This window comes from Mesorhizobium sp. WSM4847 (genome assembly GCF_055811335.1).
On sequence record NZ_JBVVPY010000008.1, the window covers coordinates 196,024 to 213,254 of the forward strand.

Here is a 17,231-nt window from a genome sequence, read left to right on the forward strand (position 1 = left end):
GCTATTCCGCCGCCTGCCTAAAACCGTTTTTCGCCAGCGCCGAGCACTCCGCCATCACTGCGGAAGCCCGCGCGATCGGGTTGGTCAGGTAGAAATCCTTGACCGGCGAGGTGAAGCTGCCCTTGCCAAGCCGCCCGCCAAGCTTCGCCACTTTGGCGATATCGTCAGCATTGCCGGCCGCGACCTGGTCGATGCGGGCAAGATGCGGGTATTCGCCATAGAGTTTTGCGCGCAGCTGCGGCAGCGAATCGAACGACAATCTCTTGCCCAGCACATCCGACAGCGCCCGCAGGATCGCCCAGTCCTCGCGCGCATCGCCCGGCGCGAAGCCGGCGCGGTTGGTCTGTTGCACCCGTCCCTCGGTGTTGACGTAGGTGCCCGATTTTTCGGTATAGGCGGCGCCCGGCAGGATGACGTCGGCGCGGTGCGCGCCGTGGTCGCCATGCGTGCCGATATAGACGACGAAGGCGCCGCCGGTCCTGGTCATGTCGATCTCGTCGGCGCCGAGCAGGAACAGCACCTCCATATCGCCCAGCATGCCGGCGACGTTCTTGCCGCCCTCGCCCGGCACGAAGCCGACATCGAGACCGCCGACACGCGCCGCCGCAGTGTGCAGCACGGCAAAGCCGTTCCAGTCGGCTCTCGCGGCATTGACGGCCAGGCTGAGCTTCGCCGCCTGGCCGAGCACGGCCGCGCCGTCCGAGCGCGACAGCGCGCCCTGACCGACGATGACAAGCGGATGCGTCGCCTGCTTCAGCACCTGGAAGAATTTGCCGTTGCCGTCGGCCAAATCCTTCAGCGATTCCGGTCCGGCGCCGAGCTGCTCATAGTCGTAGCGCGTATCGCCGACATCGCCGATGACGCCGACCGGCAGGTTGCCGAGCCGCCAGCGCTTGCGGATGCGGGCGTTGAGCAAGGAAGCCTCGAAGCGCGGATTGGCGCCGATGATCAGCACCGCGTCGGCCTGCTCGATGCCCTCGATGGTCGGGTTGAAGAGATAGCTTGCCCGGCCGAGCGACGGATCGAGCGCGGCGCCATCCTGGCGGCAGTCGGTGTTCTTCGAGCCGAGCGAGGCCATCAGCAGCTTCAGCGCATAGATCTCCTCGACGGTGGCGAGATCGCCTGATATGGCGCCGATCTTGTCGGGCGCGGTGCTCGACACCGCTTCCTTGATCGCGGAAAAAGCCTCGGCCCAGCTTGCCGGGGCCAGCTTGCCGTTCTTGCGGACATATGGCCGGTCGAGGCGCTGGGTGCGCAAGCCGTCCCAGATGAAGCGGGTCTTGTCGGAAATCCACTCCTCGTTCACCGCCTCGTTGGTGCGCGGCAGGATGCGCATCACCTCGCGGCCTCTGGAATCGACGCGGATCGCCGAGCCGACTGCGTCCATCACGTCGATGGATTCGGTCTTGGTCAGTTCCCACGGCCGCGCCTGGAAGGCGTAGGGCTTGGAGGTCAGCGCGCCGACCGGGCAAAGGTCGATGACGTTGCCCTGCAGTTCCGATGTCATCGCGCTTTCGAGATAGGTGGTGATTTCGGCGTCCTCGCCGCGGCCGATCAGGCCGAGCTCGGAAATGCCGGCAATTTCGGTGGTGAAGCGGACGCAGCGCGTGCAATGGATGCAGCGGTTCATGATCGTCTTGACCAGCGGCCCGATATACTTGTCTTCGACCGCCCGCTTGTTCTCGTGATAGCGCGAGGAATCGACGCCGAACGCCATCGCCTGATCCTGCAGGTCGCACTCGCCGCCCTGGTCGCAGATCGGGCAATCGAGCGGATGGTTGATCAGCAGGAATTCCATCACGCCTTCCCGGGCCTTCTTGACCATCGGCGTGTTGGTGAAAATTTCCGGCGTTTCGCCATTTGGCCCCGGACGCAGATCGCGCACGCCCATGGCGCAGGACGCCTGCGGCTTGGGCGGCCCGCCCTTCACCTCGATCAGGCACATGCGGCAATTGCCGGCGATCGACAGCCGCTCATGGAAGCAGAAGCGCGGCACTTCGGCGCCGGCGTCCTCGGCTGCCTGCAGCAGCGTGTAGTGGTCGGGTACAGTAATCTCTTTCCCGTCGACCTTGAGCTTTGCCATCAATTGCCCCCGGCGGTCTTCGCCGTCTCATATGCCTGGAACAGGTCTTCAAGGCTGATGCCGTTGATCATCATGCCCGCAACCTGCGCGTTTTCTATCTTCACGTTGCTCATGTTTACGTTGGTGAAATACGCGTTTGAAAGATTGGCGTCTTCCACCTTGGTGTTGCTCAGGTTGGTGCGGTGGATCCTGGCCGCCGACAGGTTGACGTCGTGAAACCGGGTGTTCGACATGTTGACGTCATCGAAACTGGAATTGCTGACGATGGCGTTGCGCACGTCGAGAACATCGCGCCTGTCGTGGACCTCCATCGCGTCGCCTACCTCTCGGCCTTGGCGGCCAGCGCCGCTGCCTGGCCAAGCCAGTTGTCGCGACCGATGCGGCCCTTGAACGACAGATAATCGTCGACCCAGGCGATCTCTTCCGGCGTCCATGTCGCGATCTGGCCGTAGGTCCAGATGCCCAAGCCGTTCAGCACCTGTTCCAGCTTCGGCCCGATGCCCGATATTGCCTTGAGGTCTGCCGGGTTTTCCGGACGATCCATTGCCTTGGGCTGCTTGAAATCCTCCGGCATCAACCCGGCCGGTGCGGCAGCCGCATCCACCACGCTGCGTGCATCATCCATGCTGTTCGCGGCTATGTCATTCACGTTCCTGGCGAAGGACTGCGCCTCGGCGATCAAGGTTTTCGTCGCCGCGCGCGCCTTGGTCGAGGAGCTTGTCCCTGTCTGCGAAAAGCGTTCTACCCTGGCATCGAAATCGTCGACGATCGGCTGGAAGAGCCGCTGCGAGGCCTCGGCGGCGCCCGAGAGCACGCCCATCCACAACCCAAAGGCATGATTGGCAAGCCCGATGCCGAGCGCCGACATCGCTGCCGCACCCGCGACAGGGTGCGCCAGGAGATTGACGGCGCTGGCCATCTCCTTCGGCATCATCCTGGCCAGGTCCTGGTTCATCTTCTCGAACGGGTCCAAATCTGGCATCAAATGTTCGGGTCTCGAATTCAGCGACATAGGTAGTCTCCTGGTCGTTTCTTCCGTATGCCCCGGCCTGTTTCCTCAAATCGGGCACTTGCCCGTATTTCAGATCGGGCATTCGCCCGTATTTCAGATCGGGCTCTTGCCCGTATCTCAAATCGGGCATTCGCCCGTCTTTCAACTCTCGTCTATTCCGCCGCCACCATCACCGGCTCTGCCCGGTGCGCATTGCGCGAAAACTCGTCGATACGCCGCTCCACCTCGCCGCGGAAATGCCGCATCAGGCCCTGGATCGGCCACGCCGCCGCATCGCCCAGCGCGCAGATCGTGTGGCCTTCGACCTGTTTGGTCACGTCGAGCAGCATGTCGATCTCGCGCTTCTGCGCCTCGCCGCGCACCAGCCGCTCCATCACCCGCCACATCCAGCCGGTGCCTTCGCGGCACGGTGTGCACTGGCCGCAGCTCTCGTGCTTGTAGAAGTAGGAAAGCCGGGCGATTGCCTTCACGATATCGGTCGATTTGTTCATGACGATGACAGCCGCCGTGCCGAGACCCGATTTCAGGTCGCGCAGCGCATCGAAATCCATCGGTGCATCGATGATCTGATCCGCCGGCACCAGCGGCACCGAAGCGCCGCCCGGAATGACCGCCAGCAGATTGTCCCAGCCGCCGCGAATGCCGCCGCAATGCGTCTCGATCAGCTCGCGGAACGGGATCGACATCGCCTCTTCGACGGTGCACGGCGTGTTGACGTGGCCCGAAACGCAGAACAGCTTGGTGCCGACGTTGTTGGGCCGGCCGAACGACGAGAACCACGCCGCGCCGCGGCGCAAAATGGTCGGCGCCACCGCGATCGACTCGACATTGTTGACGGTCGTCGGGCAGCCATAGAGGCCGACATTGGCCGGAAACGGCGGTTTCAGCCGCGGCTGGCCCTTCTTGCCTTCGAGGCTTTCGAGCAGTGCCGTTTCCTCGCCGCAGATATAGGCGCCGGCGCCATGGTGCATGTAGATGTCGAAATCGTAGCCGGACGTGTTATTCTTGCCGATCAGCTTGGCCGCATAGGCCTCGTCGATGGCGCGCTGCAGCGCCTCGCGCTCGCGGATGAACTCGCCGCGGACATAGATATAGGCGGCGATCGCGCCCATGGCGAAGCCGGCGATCAGGCAGCCCTCGACCAGCGTATGCGGATCGTGGCGCAATATGTCGCGGTCCTTGCAGGTGCCGGGCTCGGATTCGTCGGCGTTGACGACGAGATAGCTCGGCCGGCCGTCGCTCTGCTTGGGCATGAACGACCATTTTAGCCCGGTCGGGAAGCCGGCGCCGCCGCGGCCGCGCAGGCCTGATGCCTTCATCTCGTTGACGATCCAGTCGCGCCCCTTGGCGATGATGCCGGGCGTGTTGTCCCAGGCGCCGCGCGCCATCGCACCGGCCAGCGACTTGTCGAAGCGGCCGTAGATGTTATTGAAGATGCGGTCTCTGTCCTGAAGCATTGTTCGTCCCTCAGACCGGCTTCTTGCCGAAGACGCGGATATATTCGGCGACCCCGCCCTTGGCCAGCGCCTTGGCCTGCTTGACCCAATCTTTGCGCTCGATGCGGCCCCGCAGGCTGAGATAGCCGTCGACCCACGCGCGCTCGGCCTTGGTCCATGACGCGACTTGCACATAGGTGAAGATACCAAGTGAATGCAGGGTGCCTTCGATATTCGGGCCGACGCCCGAGATCAGCTTGAGATCGTCGACCAGTGCCGGCCTGGCGATGCCGGCCGGACGGTTCTTGTCCTCGAGCGAAGGCTTGCCCGTCTTGGCACTGGTCGTCTTGACGGGTTTTTTGCCGGCAGCGCCGATCGGCGCTTCCTTCAACTCCGGCGCCTTGAAAGCAGCCGTCGGCTCAGCCTTGGTCTTGGGACCGCTGCGCTGTTTCAAAACTTTTTCGACTTGCGGCGCGGCCTTGTTGGCATTGGCCGCCGAATGCCGCGGTGCTCTGACGCTCGCCGCCTTTTCCGTCTCTGGTGCGACCTTTGCCGGGGAAGGCGTCTCCAGCGCCGGGCTGGTTTCGGGCGCATCGGTCTTCGGCTTGCTGGCTTTCGACGGCGCAACGGGGGCCGCCGGTGCCTGTACGGCCGGAGCCGCTGGCGTCGCGACAATTGCCGCTGGTGCAGCCGCCCTGGCGGCCTTGGCAGCCGCCTTGGCTTCCCTGTCGCGGGTGGTCTTCAGGATTGCCTTTTCGCTCTTCAGCGTCGTCAGGCCGGTGATCGGCTCGGAGGTGATGCGGCCGTTCTGCGGCCCCGGCTTCACCGAGGCGCCCTTGCCGGCATCATAGAGGTCGATGATCTCGGCAAGCCGCTCCGGCGTCAGATCCTCGAAAGTATCCTTGAAAATCATCACCATCGGCGCGTTGACGCAGGCGCCAAGGCATTCGACCTCTTCCCACGACAGCGTGCCCTTATCGTTGGTGTGGAACTGGTCGTGATGGATTTTCGAGCGGCACAAATCCATCAGCGCTTCCGAGCCGCGCAGCATGCAGGGCGTGGTGCCGCAGATCTGGATATGCGCGCGGGTGCCGACCGGGTTGAGCTGGTACTGCGTGTAGAAGGTCGCGACCTCGAGCCCTCTGATGTAGGGCATGCCGAGCATGTCGGAGATCGTCTCGATCGCCGCCTTTGTCACCCAGCCTTCCTGCTCCTGCGCCAACATCAGCAACGGGATGATCGCCGACTGCTCGCGGCCCTTCGGATATTTGTTGATCCATTGCTTGGCCGCAGCCGCATTCGCCCGGTTGAAGGCGAAGGAGGCTGGCTGGAGGCTGGCTTCTGCGAGACGGCGGACTGACATTTATCGATCGACCTCACCAAACACGATGTCGAGGGAGCCGAGAACGGCGGTGACGTCGGCCAGCATGTGGCCGCGGCACAAAAAGTCCATGGCCTGCAGATGCGCGAAGCCGGGCGCGCGCAGCTTGCAGCGATAGGGTTTGTTGGTGCCGTCCGAGACCAGATAGACGCCGAACTCGCCTTTTGGGGCTTCGACCGCCGCATAGACCTCGCCGGCCGGCACGCGATAGCCTTCGGTGTAGAGCTTGAAGTGATGGATCAGCGCCTCCATCGAGCGCTTCATCGCCGCGCGCTTCGGCGGCACCACCTTGCCGTCGAGGTTCGACACCGGCCCGCTGCCTTCCTTGCCGAGCAGCAGGTCGACGCACTGGCGCATGATTTTCGCCGACTGGCGCATCTCTTCCATGCGCACGAGATAACGGTCGTAGCAGTCGCCGTTCTTGCCGATCGGAATGTCGAAATCCATCTCGGCATAGCATTCATAGGGCTGAGACTTGCGCAGATCCCAGGCGACGCCGGATCCACGCACCATGACGCCCGAAAAACCCCAGGCCCAGGCATCGGCCAGCGAGACGATGCCGATGTCGACGTTGCGCTGTTTGAAGATGCGGTTGCCGGTCAGCAGTGCGTCGAGGTCGTCGAGCGATCTCAGGAACGGATCGATCCATGTGCCGATATCCTCGACCAGCTGCTGCGGCAGGTCCTGGTGGACGCCGCCGGGCCGGAAATAGGCTGCATGCATGCGCGAGCCGCTGGCCCGCTCATAGAACACCATCAGTTTTTCGCGCTCGACAAAACCCCACAGCGGCGGCGTCAGCGCGCCGACATCCATTGCCTGTGTCGTCACATTGAGGATGTGCGACATGATGCGGCCGATTTCGCAATAAAGCACGCGGATCAATTGGCCGCGCTTCGGCACCTCGATGCCGAGCAGCCGCTCGGCGGCAAGCGCGAAGGCATGCTCCTGGTTCATCGGAGCGCAATAGTCGAGCCGGTCGAGATAGGGCACGGCCTGCAAATAGGTCTTGGCTTCGATCAGCTTCTCGGTGCCGCGATGCAACAGCCCGATATGCGGATCGACGCGATCGACGACTTCGCCATCGAGTTCTAGCACAAGACGCAAAACACCATGCGCCGCCGGATGTTGCGGGCCGAAATTGATGTTGAAGTTGCGGACGGAGGTTTCAGCCATTCTGGCGTCTCAATTCGTCTTGGCTTTTTCGTCGCCTGGAAGGACGTAATCCGTCCCCTCCCAAGGGCTGAGAAAATCGAAATTGCGGAATTCCTGTTTCAATTCCACCGGCTCGTAGATGACGCGCTTGGCTTCGTCGTCGTAGCGCACCTCGACGAAACCGGTCAGCGGGAAATCCTTGCGCAGCGGATGGCCTTCGAAGCCGTAATCGGTCAGGATTCGCCTGAGATCGGGATGGCCCGAGAACAGCACGCCATAGAGATCGTAGGTTTCGCGCTCGAACCAGTCGGCGCCCGGAAACACACCGGTGATCGACGGCACCACCGTCTCCTCGTCGGCCTGGACCTTGATGCGGATGCGAATATTCTGCTTCGGCGACAGCAGGTGATAGACGACATCGAAGCGCTTGGCCCGCGATGGATAATCGGCGCCGCAGACGTCGATGATCGAGATGAACTGGCATTTTGGATCGTCGCGCAGGAAGCTCACAACCTCGATCAGATCCTGCGGCTCGACCGAGATGGTGAGTTCGCCATAGGCAAGCACCGCATCGCCGATCCGGCCGCTCAGCTTCTCGCCGAGATAGGTCGAGAGTTCATTCAGGCTCATCATCGCGCTCACCGCTCGATCGTGCCGGTGCGGCGGATCTTCTTTTGCAACAGAAGGATGCCGTAGAGCAGCGCTTCCGCGCTCGGCGGACAGCCGGGCACATAGATGTCGACCGGCACGACGCGATCGCAGCCGCGCACCACCGAATAGGAATAGTGGTAGTAGCCGCCGCCATTGGCGCAGGAGCCCATCGAGATGACGTAGCGCGGCTCCGGCATCTGGTCGTAGACCTTGCGCAGCGCCGGCGCCATCTTGTTGGTCAGCGTGCCGGCGACGATCATGATATCGGACTGGCGCGGCGAAGCGCGCGGCGCAACGCCGAACCTCTCCGAGTCATAGCGCGGCATCGAGGTATGGATCATCTCGACCGCGCAGCAGGCAAGACCGAAAGTCATGAACATCAGCGAGCCGCTGCGCGCCCAGGTGATCAGCGCCTCGGTCGAGGTGACGAGAAAGCCCTTGTCGGCAAGCTCGTCGTTGATCTCGAGGAAAAAGGGATCATTCGCCCCCACCGGCTTTCCGGTGCTGGGGTCGAGAATGCCTTTTGGCTTCGGCGCGACGAGCGTGCCGGAATTGTCGCTCAATCCCATTCCAGCGCTCCTTTCTTCCATTCATAGGCAAAGCCGATGGTCAGCACCGCCAGAAACACCATCATCGACCAGAAGCCGAGCATGCCGATCTGGCCGAAAGACACTGCCCACGGAAACAGGAAGGCCACTTCCAGATCGAAGATGATGAACAGGATCGACACCAGGTAGAAGCGAATGTCGAACTTCATGCGGGCATCGTCAAACGAGTTGAAGCCGCATTCATAGGCGGAAAGCTTTTCTGGATCGGGATTGCGGTAGGCCACCAGGAAGGGTGCTGCAAGCAGCGCCAGGCCGACGACCAGCGCCACGCCGATGAACAGGACGATGGGCAGGTACGAACTCAACAATGCGTTCATGCTGCAGCTTTCCGTTGGCGGCCAATCCACTCTGATTACAGCACCGGACCCACTTGCGGAAGCGTGACAGTTTAACCACTGAACCGTTTTAGGGGGCTCTATGCTGCAACGCGGCGAGGGTTAGCGCAGGGCTTTCGGTGAAGCAAGTCAAACCTTGTTCAAAACACGGTGCTCGACGGCATATCCGGAAAAACTGGTCCGATCCGCTCCTGTTTGATTTCCTTCACTGTTCACTCCACTTTTCTCTCCTGACATGGATGCCGCCAAAACCCTGCTAGCATGGCGCGGAATCATCGCTCCCACCTTTGGTCAAACGCCGACAGAGTGCCGTCTGCATGAAGGAAAAAATCTCGCTCGCCATGGCCCGGCGCATCGCGCTTGCCGCACAGGGGTTTGCCGATCCTCGCCCTAACGGCACGCCCGATCGCCGCCATCTGGCCCGTGTGCTTGCCCGGACCGGTCTGCTGCAGATCGATTCCGTCAGCGCGGTGGTGCGTGCCCATTATATGCCGCTCTATTCGCGGCTTGGCCCCTACCCGCTCGCTCTGCTCGACAACGCCGCCGTGACGCGCAAGCGCAAAGTCTTCGAATATTGGGCGCACGAAGCCTCCTTTCTGCCGGTCGAAACCTATCCGCTGATGCGCTGGCGCATGGAACGGGCCGAACGTGGGGAGGAAATGTATAACGGGCTGGCCAAGTGGGGCCGCGAGCGCACCGCCTACATTGAAGACATCTTTCGCGAGGTCGTCGAACGCGGCCCGATCGCCGCTTCCGCCCTGGAAGGCCAGAAAGGCTCAGGCGGCTGGTGGGGCTGGAGCGACGCCAAGCACGCTTTCGAATGGCTGTTCTGGGCCGGCCGCATAACCACGGCGTCACGTCGTGGCTTCGAGCGGCTTTATGATCTGCCGGAGCGCGTGCTGCCGCCGGCAGTACTTGCCTTGCCTGTGCCCTCGCCTGAGGATGCGCACCGCGAATTGCTGCGCATTTCCGCCCGCGCCCACGGCGTCGCGACAACTGGCGACCTGCGCGACTATTTCCGCCTCTCCCCCGCCGACATCAAAGGCCGCATTGAGGAACTGGTCGACGCCGGCGACCTCTTGCCGGTGACCGTCGAAGGCTGGAGCAAGCCCGCCTATCTTCACAGGAATGCCCGTTTTCCGCGCAAGATCGAGGCGCGCGCCTTGCTCGCTCCCTTCGATCCGGTAGTCTTCGAGCGGGCGCGTACGGAAAGACTGTTCGACTTCCGCTATCGCATCGAGATCTACACCCCTGCCGAAAAGCGCCAATACGGCTATTATGTGCTGCCGTTCCTGCTCGGCGAAAGGATCGTGGCGCGCATCGACCTTAAGGCCGACCGCCCGGCCGGCGTGCTGCGCGTCCATGCCGCCTATGCCGAACCCGGCGCGCCGCCGCAAACCGCCGCCGAACTTTTTGAGGAATTGAAGCTGATGCAGGGCTGGCTCGGGCTCGAACGCATCGAGGTGACGCCTGCAGGGGATCTGGGCCAGGCGCTGGCGGAAGTCGCGGTTTCGTAAGGGATTGCCGATGTCGGCGCCGCCCCTCACCTGCCTGCCGGCATCCTCTCCCCGTATAGAGACGGGGAGAGGGACGCTGTCATCGATGGTTTCGCCAATCGCCAGCGTTGCAGGAGGGGGCGCCGCGGTTGCGGCCAGTTCTTTCTCCCCGTCACCATACGGGGAGAAATGCCCGGCAGGGCAATGAGGGGCAGCGCCGACATCGAAAATTGCTCTGAAGCGTTTCCCTCGCCGTGTCGGAAGCATGCGTTGACACGACTGCCTCCACAAGCCTAAATCCGGTTCAGACGGTCTCCTCTCGGCAAAGGGAGGAGCCAAGAGGGAATGCGGTGCGAAATCTCGATTTCAAATCCGCGGCTGTCCCCGCAACTGTAAGCGACGAGCCAAGGCCGATAACCACTGGGAAAAATCCCGGGAAGGCGGCACGAAGGCGATGACCCGCGAGCCAGGAGACCTGCCGTCTAGGACTTAAGAATCCGATCGCCTGGCGGGTTTTCCGGGCAAGGAGCCTGATTTGGAACGCGACAGCAGTTTTTCGGCTGAGACAGCGGGCGTATTGTCCGGCGATGATGATGCTCTGGCCGACGTCACCGTGATCGTCTGCGCCTCCTGCCGTGACGAGACCGGCTCCGACGGCCATCCTCGCGCCGGCGAATTGTTGGCCGAAGACTCGCGCCGCGCCGCCTCTGGCGAAAACATCCGTATCCGCAGCGTCGAATGCCTCGGCAACTGCAAGCGCCGCCTCAGCGCCGCTATCCTGCGCGACGGCTGCTGGAGCTATGTCTTCGGCGACCTGACCGCGACCAGCGGCGCCGATCTCATCACCGGCGCAAAACTCTTCGCCACCTCGACCGACGGCCTCATGCCATGGCGCGGCCGCCCCGATTGCCTGAAGCGCGGCCTCGTTGCCCGCATCCCTCCCCTCGACCTTTTGAAGGACCAGATATGACCACTTCCGCATCGCGCGTGCCCTGCACCGTCGTCACAGGCTTCCTCGGCGCCGGCAAGACGACGCTGATCCGCCATCTGCTCGAAAACGCTGGCGGCAAGCGGCTGGCCATCATCGTCAACGAGTTCGGCGACATCGGCATCGATGGCGAGATTCTTAAGGGATGCGGCATCGACACCTGCCCTGAGGAAAACATCGTCGAGCTGGCCAATGGCTGCATCTGCTGCACCGTCGCCGACGATTTCGTCCCGGCGCTCGACCAGATCCTGTCGCTGACGCCCAGGGTCGACCATATCCTGATCGAAACCTCCGGGCTGGCCCTGCCCAAGCCGCTGGTCCAGGCCTTCCAGTGGCCGACGGTGAAGAGCCGGGTGACGGTCGACGGCGTCATTGCCGTGGTCGACGGACCGGCGCTGGCCGAAGGCCGCGTTGCCAACGACATGGACGCCCTGCAGGCGCAGCGCGCGCAGGACGCGACGCTCGACCACGACGATCCGGTCGAGGAGGTGTTCGAGGACCAGCTCGCCTGCGCCGACCTGATCATATTGTCGAAGAGCGACCTGATGGACGCCGCCGGCTCGGCCCGCGCCAATGCCGTCATCGGCAAGCACGCCGCCCGCGCGGTGAAGATCGTGCCGGCCTCGCAGGGCAAGGTCGATCCCTCCGTGCTGCTCGGCCTCGGCCTTGCCGTCGAGGACGACATCGAGAACCGCAAGACCCACCACGATGACGAGCTCGATCACGAGCATGACGATTTTGACTCGTTCGTCATCGACATTCCGTCGATTGCCAATCCCGAAGAGCTGGCTTTGCGTGTCGCCACGGCGGCGGAAGAAGAAAACGTACTGCGCGTAAAAGGCTTCGTCGAGGTCGGCGGCAAGCCGATGCGGCTGTTGCTGCAGGCAGTCGGGCCGCGCGTCAACCACTATTACGACCGCGCCTGGACCGCCGCCGACGATCGCCGCTCCCGCCTCGTCGTCATCGGCCTGAAAGGGCTGAACCGCCCGGCGATCGAGCGTATCCTCGCCGGCTGACCTCAGGCACGAGCCGCGATGCACATCCTCACCACCACATCCGCCTCGCTCGACGATCTTGCCGAGCCTGTCGATCTCAGGCAGACGCCTGCGGATGTCGTGGCGCTGTCCTTCACCGACAGCGATCTGGCCGGGCTGGCGGCGGCGTGGCAGGCGGACGCGGATCGCCTGCCGTCGATGCGGTTGGCCGCCTTGCGCGATCTGCGCCATCCGATGTCCGTCGACCTGTGGATCGACAGCGTCGCCCGGCACGCCAGGGTTGTTCTGGTTCGCATCCTCGGCGGTTACGACTGGTGGCGCTACGGCTGCGATCAGCTCGCCTCGACCGCCCGCGCGCACGGCATAAAACTGGCGCTGCTGCCCGGCGAATGCCGCGACGAGGATTTGCGTCTGATCGAAGGCTCGACGCTGCCGCGCCAGGAGCTCGACGGCCTGCTCGGCTATTTTCGCGAAGGCGGCCCGGAGAATATGACGGCGCTGGTGCAGAGGTTGGCAAGTCTCGCCGGATCAGATGTGGCGGTCGCTGAACCTGTCAGCGTGCCAAAAGCCGGCTACTATCAACCGGGACTGGGGGTCGTCGAGCGCGACGTCCCCCTCCCCCTCGAGGGGAGGGTCCGGCCGCAGGCCGGGGGTGGGGTCGCCTGTGAAGTGCGCCAACACTCTGAAGTGCGCCAACAGCAAACAACGTCGAGCACTGCCGCAACGACCCCGCCCGGCCCTGCGGGCCACCCTCCCCTCGAGGGGGAGGGGGACGTCGTGCCCATTCTCTTCTACCGCTCGATGCTGCTCGCCGCCGACGTCGCGCCGATCGACGCATTGTTTGACGCGCTGCGGCAGCGCGGCATCGCCCCCGTGCCGATCTTCGTCTCCAGCCTCAAGGACCCGGCCTCGCTCGCCTTTGTCGAAACCGCGCTTGCCACGCTGAAGCCGGCCGCCATCATCACCGCGACCGCCTTCGCCTCGGGTGCCGAGCCCGGCGTCGAAACCCTGTTTGACCGCGCCGGCGTTCCTGTCTTCCAGGTCATCGTCGCGACGACACGCCGCGATATCTGGCAAGACAACCAGCGCGGCTTGGCGCCCGCCGACCTCGCCATGCATGTCGTCCTGCCTGAACTCGACGGCCGCATCCTTGCGGGCGCCGTTTCCTTCAAGGGCGAAAGCGAGGTCGATCCCGCATTGGCTTTCCGCGCCTTCGCCAACCGGCCGGAGCCGGACCGCGTCGCCCAGGTGGCGAACCGTGTCGAGGCGTTCGTGCGCCTGCAGCGCACGCCGCGCGAAAAGCGCAAGCTCGCCATCCTGATCCCCGACTATCCGAGCGCCCCCGGCCGCACCGGCTACGCCGTCGGCCTCGACGTGCCGTCCAGCGTGCTGGCGATGCTGCACGACCTGAGCGAACAGGGCTATGTCGTTGAAGGGATTCCGCAAACGCCGCGTGCATTGCTGGGGATGCTGGAGTCGGTCGATCAAGGGTTGGCATTGAAGGAGTATCTGACCTTCTCGAAGGAATTGCCTGCTGAGGCAATGGCTGTGGTAGAGGCCGCATGGGGGAATGCTGAAGATGAGACAGGTTGGTGCGAGGCACCCCCCTCTATCCTGCCGGACATGTCCGGCAGGACAGAGGGGGGCGCGACGGAGCACCAACCTTCGAGTCTGGCAAACAGCAAACAATTCCCCTTCCGCGCCACCAGCTTCGGCAACATCACCGTGGCGCTCGCCCCTGACCGCGGGCGTTCAGTCGACCGTCGCGCCGACTATCACGACCCGACGCTGCCGCCGCGCCATGCGCTGATCGCCTTTGGCCTGTGGCTGCGCAAGGCGCTCGATGTCCATGCCCTCGTCCATGTCGGCGCCCATGGCACGCTGGAATGGCTGCCCGGCAAGACAGTGGCGCTCAGCGAAACCTGTTTTCCCGAGATCGTCACCGGGCCCCTGCCCGTCATCTATCCCTTCATCGTCTCCAACCCGGGAGAGGCAGCGCAGGCCAAGCGGCGCATTGCCGCCGTCACCCTCGGCCATCTGCCGCCGCCTCTGACCGGCGCCGGGCTGGACGAGAACCAGCACCAGCTTGAGCGGCTGGTCGACGAATATGCCCAGGCCGACGGGCTCGACCGCCGCCGCCGCGACCGCCTGGCGAGGCTGATTGTCGAAACCGCTGAAAAGACCGGGCTCGCCTACGAGGCCGGCGTCGCCGGAACCGACGCGCCCGACGAAGCGCTGCGCCGCATCGACGCCTGGCTCTGCGACCTCAAGGACTTCGCCATCAAGGACGGGCTGCACATCTACGGCCGCTCAGCCGAGGGCGAGGCCGATCAGCTGCGCGAGCAAAGTGCGGCGGCCGAGAAATCAGCATTGATCGCGGCCCTCGACGGCCGCCATGTCCCTGCCGGTCCTGCCGGCGCGCCGGCGCGTGGCCGGCGCGATGTCCTACCGACTGGCCGCAACCTGTTCACATCGGATCCACGCACCATGCCGACGCCGACATCCTTCGATCTCGGCAGGGCGGCGTCCGACGAGGTCTTGCGCAGCTACATGCAGGCGCATGGCGACTGGCCGCGCTCGCTGGTCATCGACCTCTGGGGCTCGGCCTCGCTGCGCACCGGTGGCGAAGAGATCGCGCAAGGCCTGGCGCTGATGGGCTGCCGGCCGCAATGGGATTGCGCCACCGGCCGCGTCACCGGCATCGAGGTGCTGCCGCCGGCCACCCTTGGCCGCCCGCGCGTCGATGTCACCTGGCGCATTTCAGGCCTGTTCCGCGACATGTTCCCGACCCAGATCGCCCTGATCGATGCGGCCGCCAACGCCGTCGCCGCCCGCGACGAGGATGCGTTGGAAAATCCGCTTGCGGCAAAAACCCGCGCCGATGGCAAGGTCAGCCCGCGCATTTTCGGCACCTCGCCCGGCACCTACGGCGCCGGTATCGAGGCGTTGCTGTCGAGCGGCGACTGGGCGGCGCGCGAAGAAATCGGTCGCGCCTATCTCGACGCCACCTCGCATGCCTATGGCGACGCTGACGGCGAAGGGATTTCGTCGCCCGGCGCGTTCGAGGGTCGCGTCGCCGAGGCCGACCTCCTCGTCCATACCGGAGACGACCCCGGCCGCGACATTTTGGAAGGCTCCGCCGATGTCGCCTTCATCGGCGGTTTTTCGGCAGCGCTTGCAGCGCTTGGCAAGAACGCCGACGTCATCGTCCTCGACACCACGGATCCGCAAAAGCCGAAGCCGCGCTCGCTTGGAGAAGCCGTATCTCGGGTGGTTCGCGCCCGCGCCGTCAACCCGCGCTTCATTGCCGGCCAGATGCGGCACGGACCGCGCGGCGCTTCGGAATTCGCCGAGACGGTCGACCGTCTCGTCGGTTTCGCCGAGACCACCCATGCCATACCGGGCACGCTGATCGAGGCCGTGCACGACGCCTATCTCGGCGATCCCGAGGTGCGCGCCTTCATCCTGCGCGAAAACCCGGCGGCCGCGAAAATCATCGCCGAGCGTTTTTTGTCGGCGCGGCGGCGCGGTCTCTGGCATCCGCTGCGCAATTCCATCGATGACGATCTCGCCGCACTGATCGCCGAGGCCCAGGCGCTGGGGGTGGCGGCATGAACGCCTTCTCCCGACGCGGCGCCTGCCCTGCTTTGTCCGCGCCGATGCAGACCGGCGACGGGCTTCTGGTGCGGCTCAACCCGGTCGCTGGAGGACTCTCGCCGAAATCCTTGATCGGGCTCGGTGAATCCGCCTTGCGGCACGGCAACGGCATCATGGAAGTGACCGCGCGTGGCAGCCTGCAGATCCGCGGCCTGACATCGGCAAGCGCCCGGCTGCTGGCAATGGAGGTCGACGCGCTCGGCATCGCAGTGCGCACCGGCGTGCCGGTCGAGACCGGACCGCTGGCGGGGCTGGACCCGCAGGAGATCGCAGATCCGCGCCCGTTGGCGGAGCGGATTCGTGCTGCGATCGAGGAGGCAGGCTTTCCGCCACCCTTTGGCCCGAAGGTTTCAGTGATCGTCGACGGCGGCGGACAGTTGGCTATGGATGCGGTAACAGCCGATGTGCGGCTGGTTGCAACGCGGATGGACGCGGCAATTCAGTGGAAGATGTCCGTTGCCGGAGACGGTCAGAGTGCGAAGCCGCTCGTTATCGTCGAGGAAGATGCTGCCCGTGATATCGCCATAGCGATCCTGAGGATGGTCGCCGAAAAGGGCCGTGAAGCCCATGCAAGGGATTTGACGCGCCGGCAGCTAAGATCTCTCGCAAGTTGGCGCGTCTTACCCCCCTCTGTCCTGCCGGACATCTCCCCCTCAAGGGGGGAGATCGGCGGTTTCGTCGTTGGCTCTTCCTCCGCAGCGTCGGAGATTGGCGAAAACAGAGATCAGAGCGCAATCTCCCCCCAAGTGGGGGAGATGTCCGGCAGGACAGAGGGGGGCGCCGTGGAGCGCCTTCCTGTGGCGGCTCGCTTCCCCATTGGCGTTTTCGATCTGACAGCCGGCACCGCCCTCGGCATCGGCCTGCCCTTCGGCAGCATGCCGGCGCAAAAACTCATCGGCCTCACGCAACACGCCCTCACCCTTGGCGCGGCCGAAATCCGCCTGGCGCCACGACGCGCGCTGCTTTTCATCGGCCTCTCCCCGACCGCCTGCCACGCGCTCCAGCAGGCCGCCGCCACCCTCGGCTTCGTTATTGACGCTGCCGACCCGCGCACAAAAATCGCCGCTTGCCCCGGTGCGCCGGCCTGCGCTTCCGGCCGGATCGCGACGCGCGACATCGCCGAGACCATCGCCGCAGAAAACCGCGACCTTCTCGATGCCTCCGTCACCCTCCATATTTCCGGCTGCGCCAAGGGCTGTGCCCATCCCGGCCGGGCGGCGCTGACACTGGTCGGCGGCGAAAACGGGGCCGGACTTGTCGTGGACGGGACGGCGAAGGCCCTTCCCGCCGGATACAGGCCAGGCTATGACGCCGCGCGCGGCGTTGGCCGCATTGCCGCAGCGATCCGCGAAGAACGATTTCGAGGTGAGACCACCGCCGCCTGCCTGACAAGGCTTGGCGCGGCCGGTGTCACCGAACTCTACCGACAGGATTGAA

Annotated in this window: 14 protein-coding genes and 1 riboswitch; of the genes, 5 read left to right on the plus strand and 9 right to left on the minus strand. The window is 64.4% G+C overall.

The annotated features are described in order from the left end of the window. Position 1: 1 nt before the first annotated feature. The 9 genes from nuoG to AC0L28_RS14245 all read right to left on the minus strand — a co-directional run bounded on the left by nuoG (position 2) and on the right by AC0L28_RS14245 (position 8,640). On the minus strand, positions 2-2,083 hold the full coding sequence (gene nuoG, locus AC0L28_RS14205; RefSeq protein ID WP_473478120.1) for an NADH-quinone oxidoreductase subunit NuoG: 2,082 nt from the start codon (positions 2,081-2,083) through the stop codon (positions 2-4). Beyond that, complete coding sequence (locus AC0L28_RS14210; RefSeq protein ID WP_128180400.1) at positions 2,083-2,394, minus strand: pentapeptide repeat-containing protein; 312 nt, start codon at positions 2,392-2,394, stop codon at positions 2,083-2,085. Before AC0L28_RS14210 ends, nuoG begins: the two co-directional genes overlap by 1 nt. An 8-nt stretch (positions 2,395-2,402) precedes the next feature. After that, the gene (locus AC0L28_RS14215; protein ID WP_473478124.1) at positions 2,403-3,095 is read right to left on the minus strand and encodes an NADH-ubiquinone dehydrogenase; all 693 of its coding nucleotides are present in this window, start codon (positions 3,093-3,095) and stop codon (positions 2,403-2,405) included. A gap of 152 nt (positions 3,096-3,247) precedes the next feature. Further along, positions 3,248-4,552 carry an NADH-quinone oxidoreductase subunit NuoF gene (nuoF, locus tag AC0L28_RS14220; RefSeq protein WP_473478126.1) on the minus strand — a complete coding sequence of 435 codons (1,305 nt, stop codon included), beginning with the start codon at positions 4,550-4,552 and terminating at the stop codon, positions 3,248-3,250. Between the two features lie 10 nt (positions 4,553-4,562). Next, on the minus strand, positions 4,563-5,894 hold the full coding sequence (locus AC0L28_RS14225; protein ID WP_473478129.1) for an NADH-quinone oxidoreductase subunit E: 1,332 nt from the start codon (positions 5,892-5,894) through the stop codon (positions 4,563-4,565). Continuing rightward, on the minus strand, positions 5,895-7,085 hold the full coding sequence (locus AC0L28_RS14230; RefSeq protein WP_473478132.1) for an NADH-quinone oxidoreductase subunit D: 1,191 nt from the start codon (positions 7,083-7,085) through the stop codon (positions 5,895-5,897). A gap of 9 nt (positions 7,086-7,094) precedes the next feature. After that, entirely contained in the window at positions 7,095-7,697 is a 603-nt protein-coding gene (locus AC0L28_RS14235) for an NADH-quinone oxidoreductase subunit C (protein ID WP_128166993.1), read from the minus strand. Between the two features lie 5 nt (positions 7,698-7,702). Then, the gene (locus AC0L28_RS14240) at positions 7,703-8,284 is read right to left on the minus strand and encodes a NuoB/complex I 20 kDa subunit family protein (RefSeq protein WP_023798851.1); all 582 of its coding nucleotides are present in this window, start codon (positions 8,282-8,284) and stop codon (positions 7,703-7,705) included. After that, entirely contained in the window at positions 8,275-8,640 is a 366-nt protein-coding gene (locus tag AC0L28_RS14245; protein WP_128166995.1) for an NADH-quinone oxidoreductase subunit A, read from the minus strand. Before AC0L28_RS14245 ends, AC0L28_RS14240 begins: the two co-directional genes overlap by 10 nt. Positions 8,641-8,975: 335 nt before the next feature. On the opposite strand from AC0L28_RS14245, the gene AC0L28_RS14250 reads away from it, so the two are divergent. From AC0L28_RS14250 to cobG, 5 genes are all read left to right on the plus strand, one after another. Then, positions 8,976-10,175, plus strand: coding sequence for a winged helix-turn-helix domain-containing protein (locus AC0L28_RS14250; protein ID WP_473478135.1), 1,200 nt, complete (start codon positions 8,976-8,978; stop codon positions 10,173-10,175). 271 nt (positions 10,176-10,446) lie between these two features. Continuing rightward, positions 10,447-10,651: riboswitch (cobalamin riboswitch) on the plus strand. Positions 10,652-10,689: 38 nt separating this feature from the next. Then, a complete protein-coding gene (locus AC0L28_RS14255) occupies positions 10,690-11,124 on the plus strand; it encodes a DUF1636 family protein (RefSeq protein ID WP_473478138.1) in 435 nt (144 codons plus the stop codon). Then, complete coding sequence (gene cobW / locus AC0L28_RS14260; protein ID WP_473478141.1) at positions 11,121-12,158, plus strand: cobalamin biosynthesis protein CobW; 1,038 nt, start codon at positions 11,121-11,123, stop codon at positions 12,156-12,158. The genes AC0L28_RS14255 and cobW overlap by 4 nt, the downstream gene beginning before the upstream one ends. An 18-nt stretch (positions 12,159-12,176) precedes the next feature. Next, positions 12,177-15,752, plus strand: a complete 3,576-nt coding sequence (cobN, locus tag AC0L28_RS14265) for a cobaltochelatase subunit CobN (RefSeq protein WP_473478144.1) — start codon at positions 12,177-12,179, stop codon at positions 15,750-15,752. After that, positions 15,749-17,230, plus strand: a complete 1,482-nt coding sequence (cobG, locus tag AC0L28_RS14270) for a precorrin-3B synthase (protein ID WP_473478147.1) — start codon at positions 15,749-15,751, stop codon at positions 17,228-17,230. Before cobN ends, cobG begins: the two co-directional genes overlap by 4 nt. Position 17,231: the final 1 nt, after the last annotated feature.

Coding starts and splice junctions, on each gene's coding strand:
- nuoG (WP_473478120.1), bottom strand. CDS start 2,083: ATGGCAAAGCTCAAGGTCGACGGGAAAGAGATTACTGTACCCGACCAC.
- nuoF (WP_473478126.1), bottom strand. CDS start 4,552: ATGCTTCAGGACAGAGACCGCATCTTCAATAACATCTACGGCCGCTTC.
- cobN (WP_473478144.1), top strand. CDS start 12,177: ATGCACATCCTCACCACCACATCCGCCTCGCTCGACGATCTTGCCGAG.
- AC0L28_RS14225 (WP_473478129.1), bottom strand. CDS start 5,894: ATGTCAGTCCGCCGTCTCGCAGAAGCCAGCCTCCAGCCAGCCTCCTTC.
- cobG (WP_473478147.1), top strand. CDS start 15,749: ATGAACGCCTTCTCCCGACGCGGCGCCTGCCCTGCTTTGTCCGCGCCG.
- AC0L28_RS14235 (WP_128166993.1), bottom strand. CDS start 7,697: ATGATGAGCCTGAATGAACTCTCGACCTATCTCGGCGAGAAGCTGAGC.
- AC0L28_RS14245 (WP_128166995.1), bottom strand. CDS start 8,640: ATGAACGCATTGTTGAGTTCGTACCTGCCCATCGTCCTGTTCATCGGC.
- AC0L28_RS14250 (WP_473478135.1), top strand. CDS start 8,976: ATGAAGGAAAAAATCTCGCTCGCCATGGCCCGGCGCATCGCGCTTGCC.
- AC0L28_RS14215 (WP_473478124.1), bottom strand. CDS start 3,095: ATGTCGCTGAATTCGAGACCCGAACATTTGATGCCAGATTTGGACCCG.
- AC0L28_RS14240 (WP_023798851.1), bottom strand. CDS start 8,284: ATGGGATTGAGCGACAATTCCGGCACGCTCGTCGCGCCGAAGCCAAAA.
- AC0L28_RS14230 (WP_473478132.1), bottom strand. CDS start 7,085: ATGGCTGAAACCTCCGTCCGCAACTTCAACATCAATTTCGGCCCGCAA.
- cobW (WP_473478141.1), top strand. CDS start 11,121: ATGACCACTTCCGCATCGCGCGTGCCCTGCACCGTCGTCACAGGCTTC.
- AC0L28_RS14210 (WP_128180400.1), bottom strand. CDS start 2,394: ATGGAGGTCCACGACAGGCGCGATGTTCTCGACGTGCGCAACGCCATC.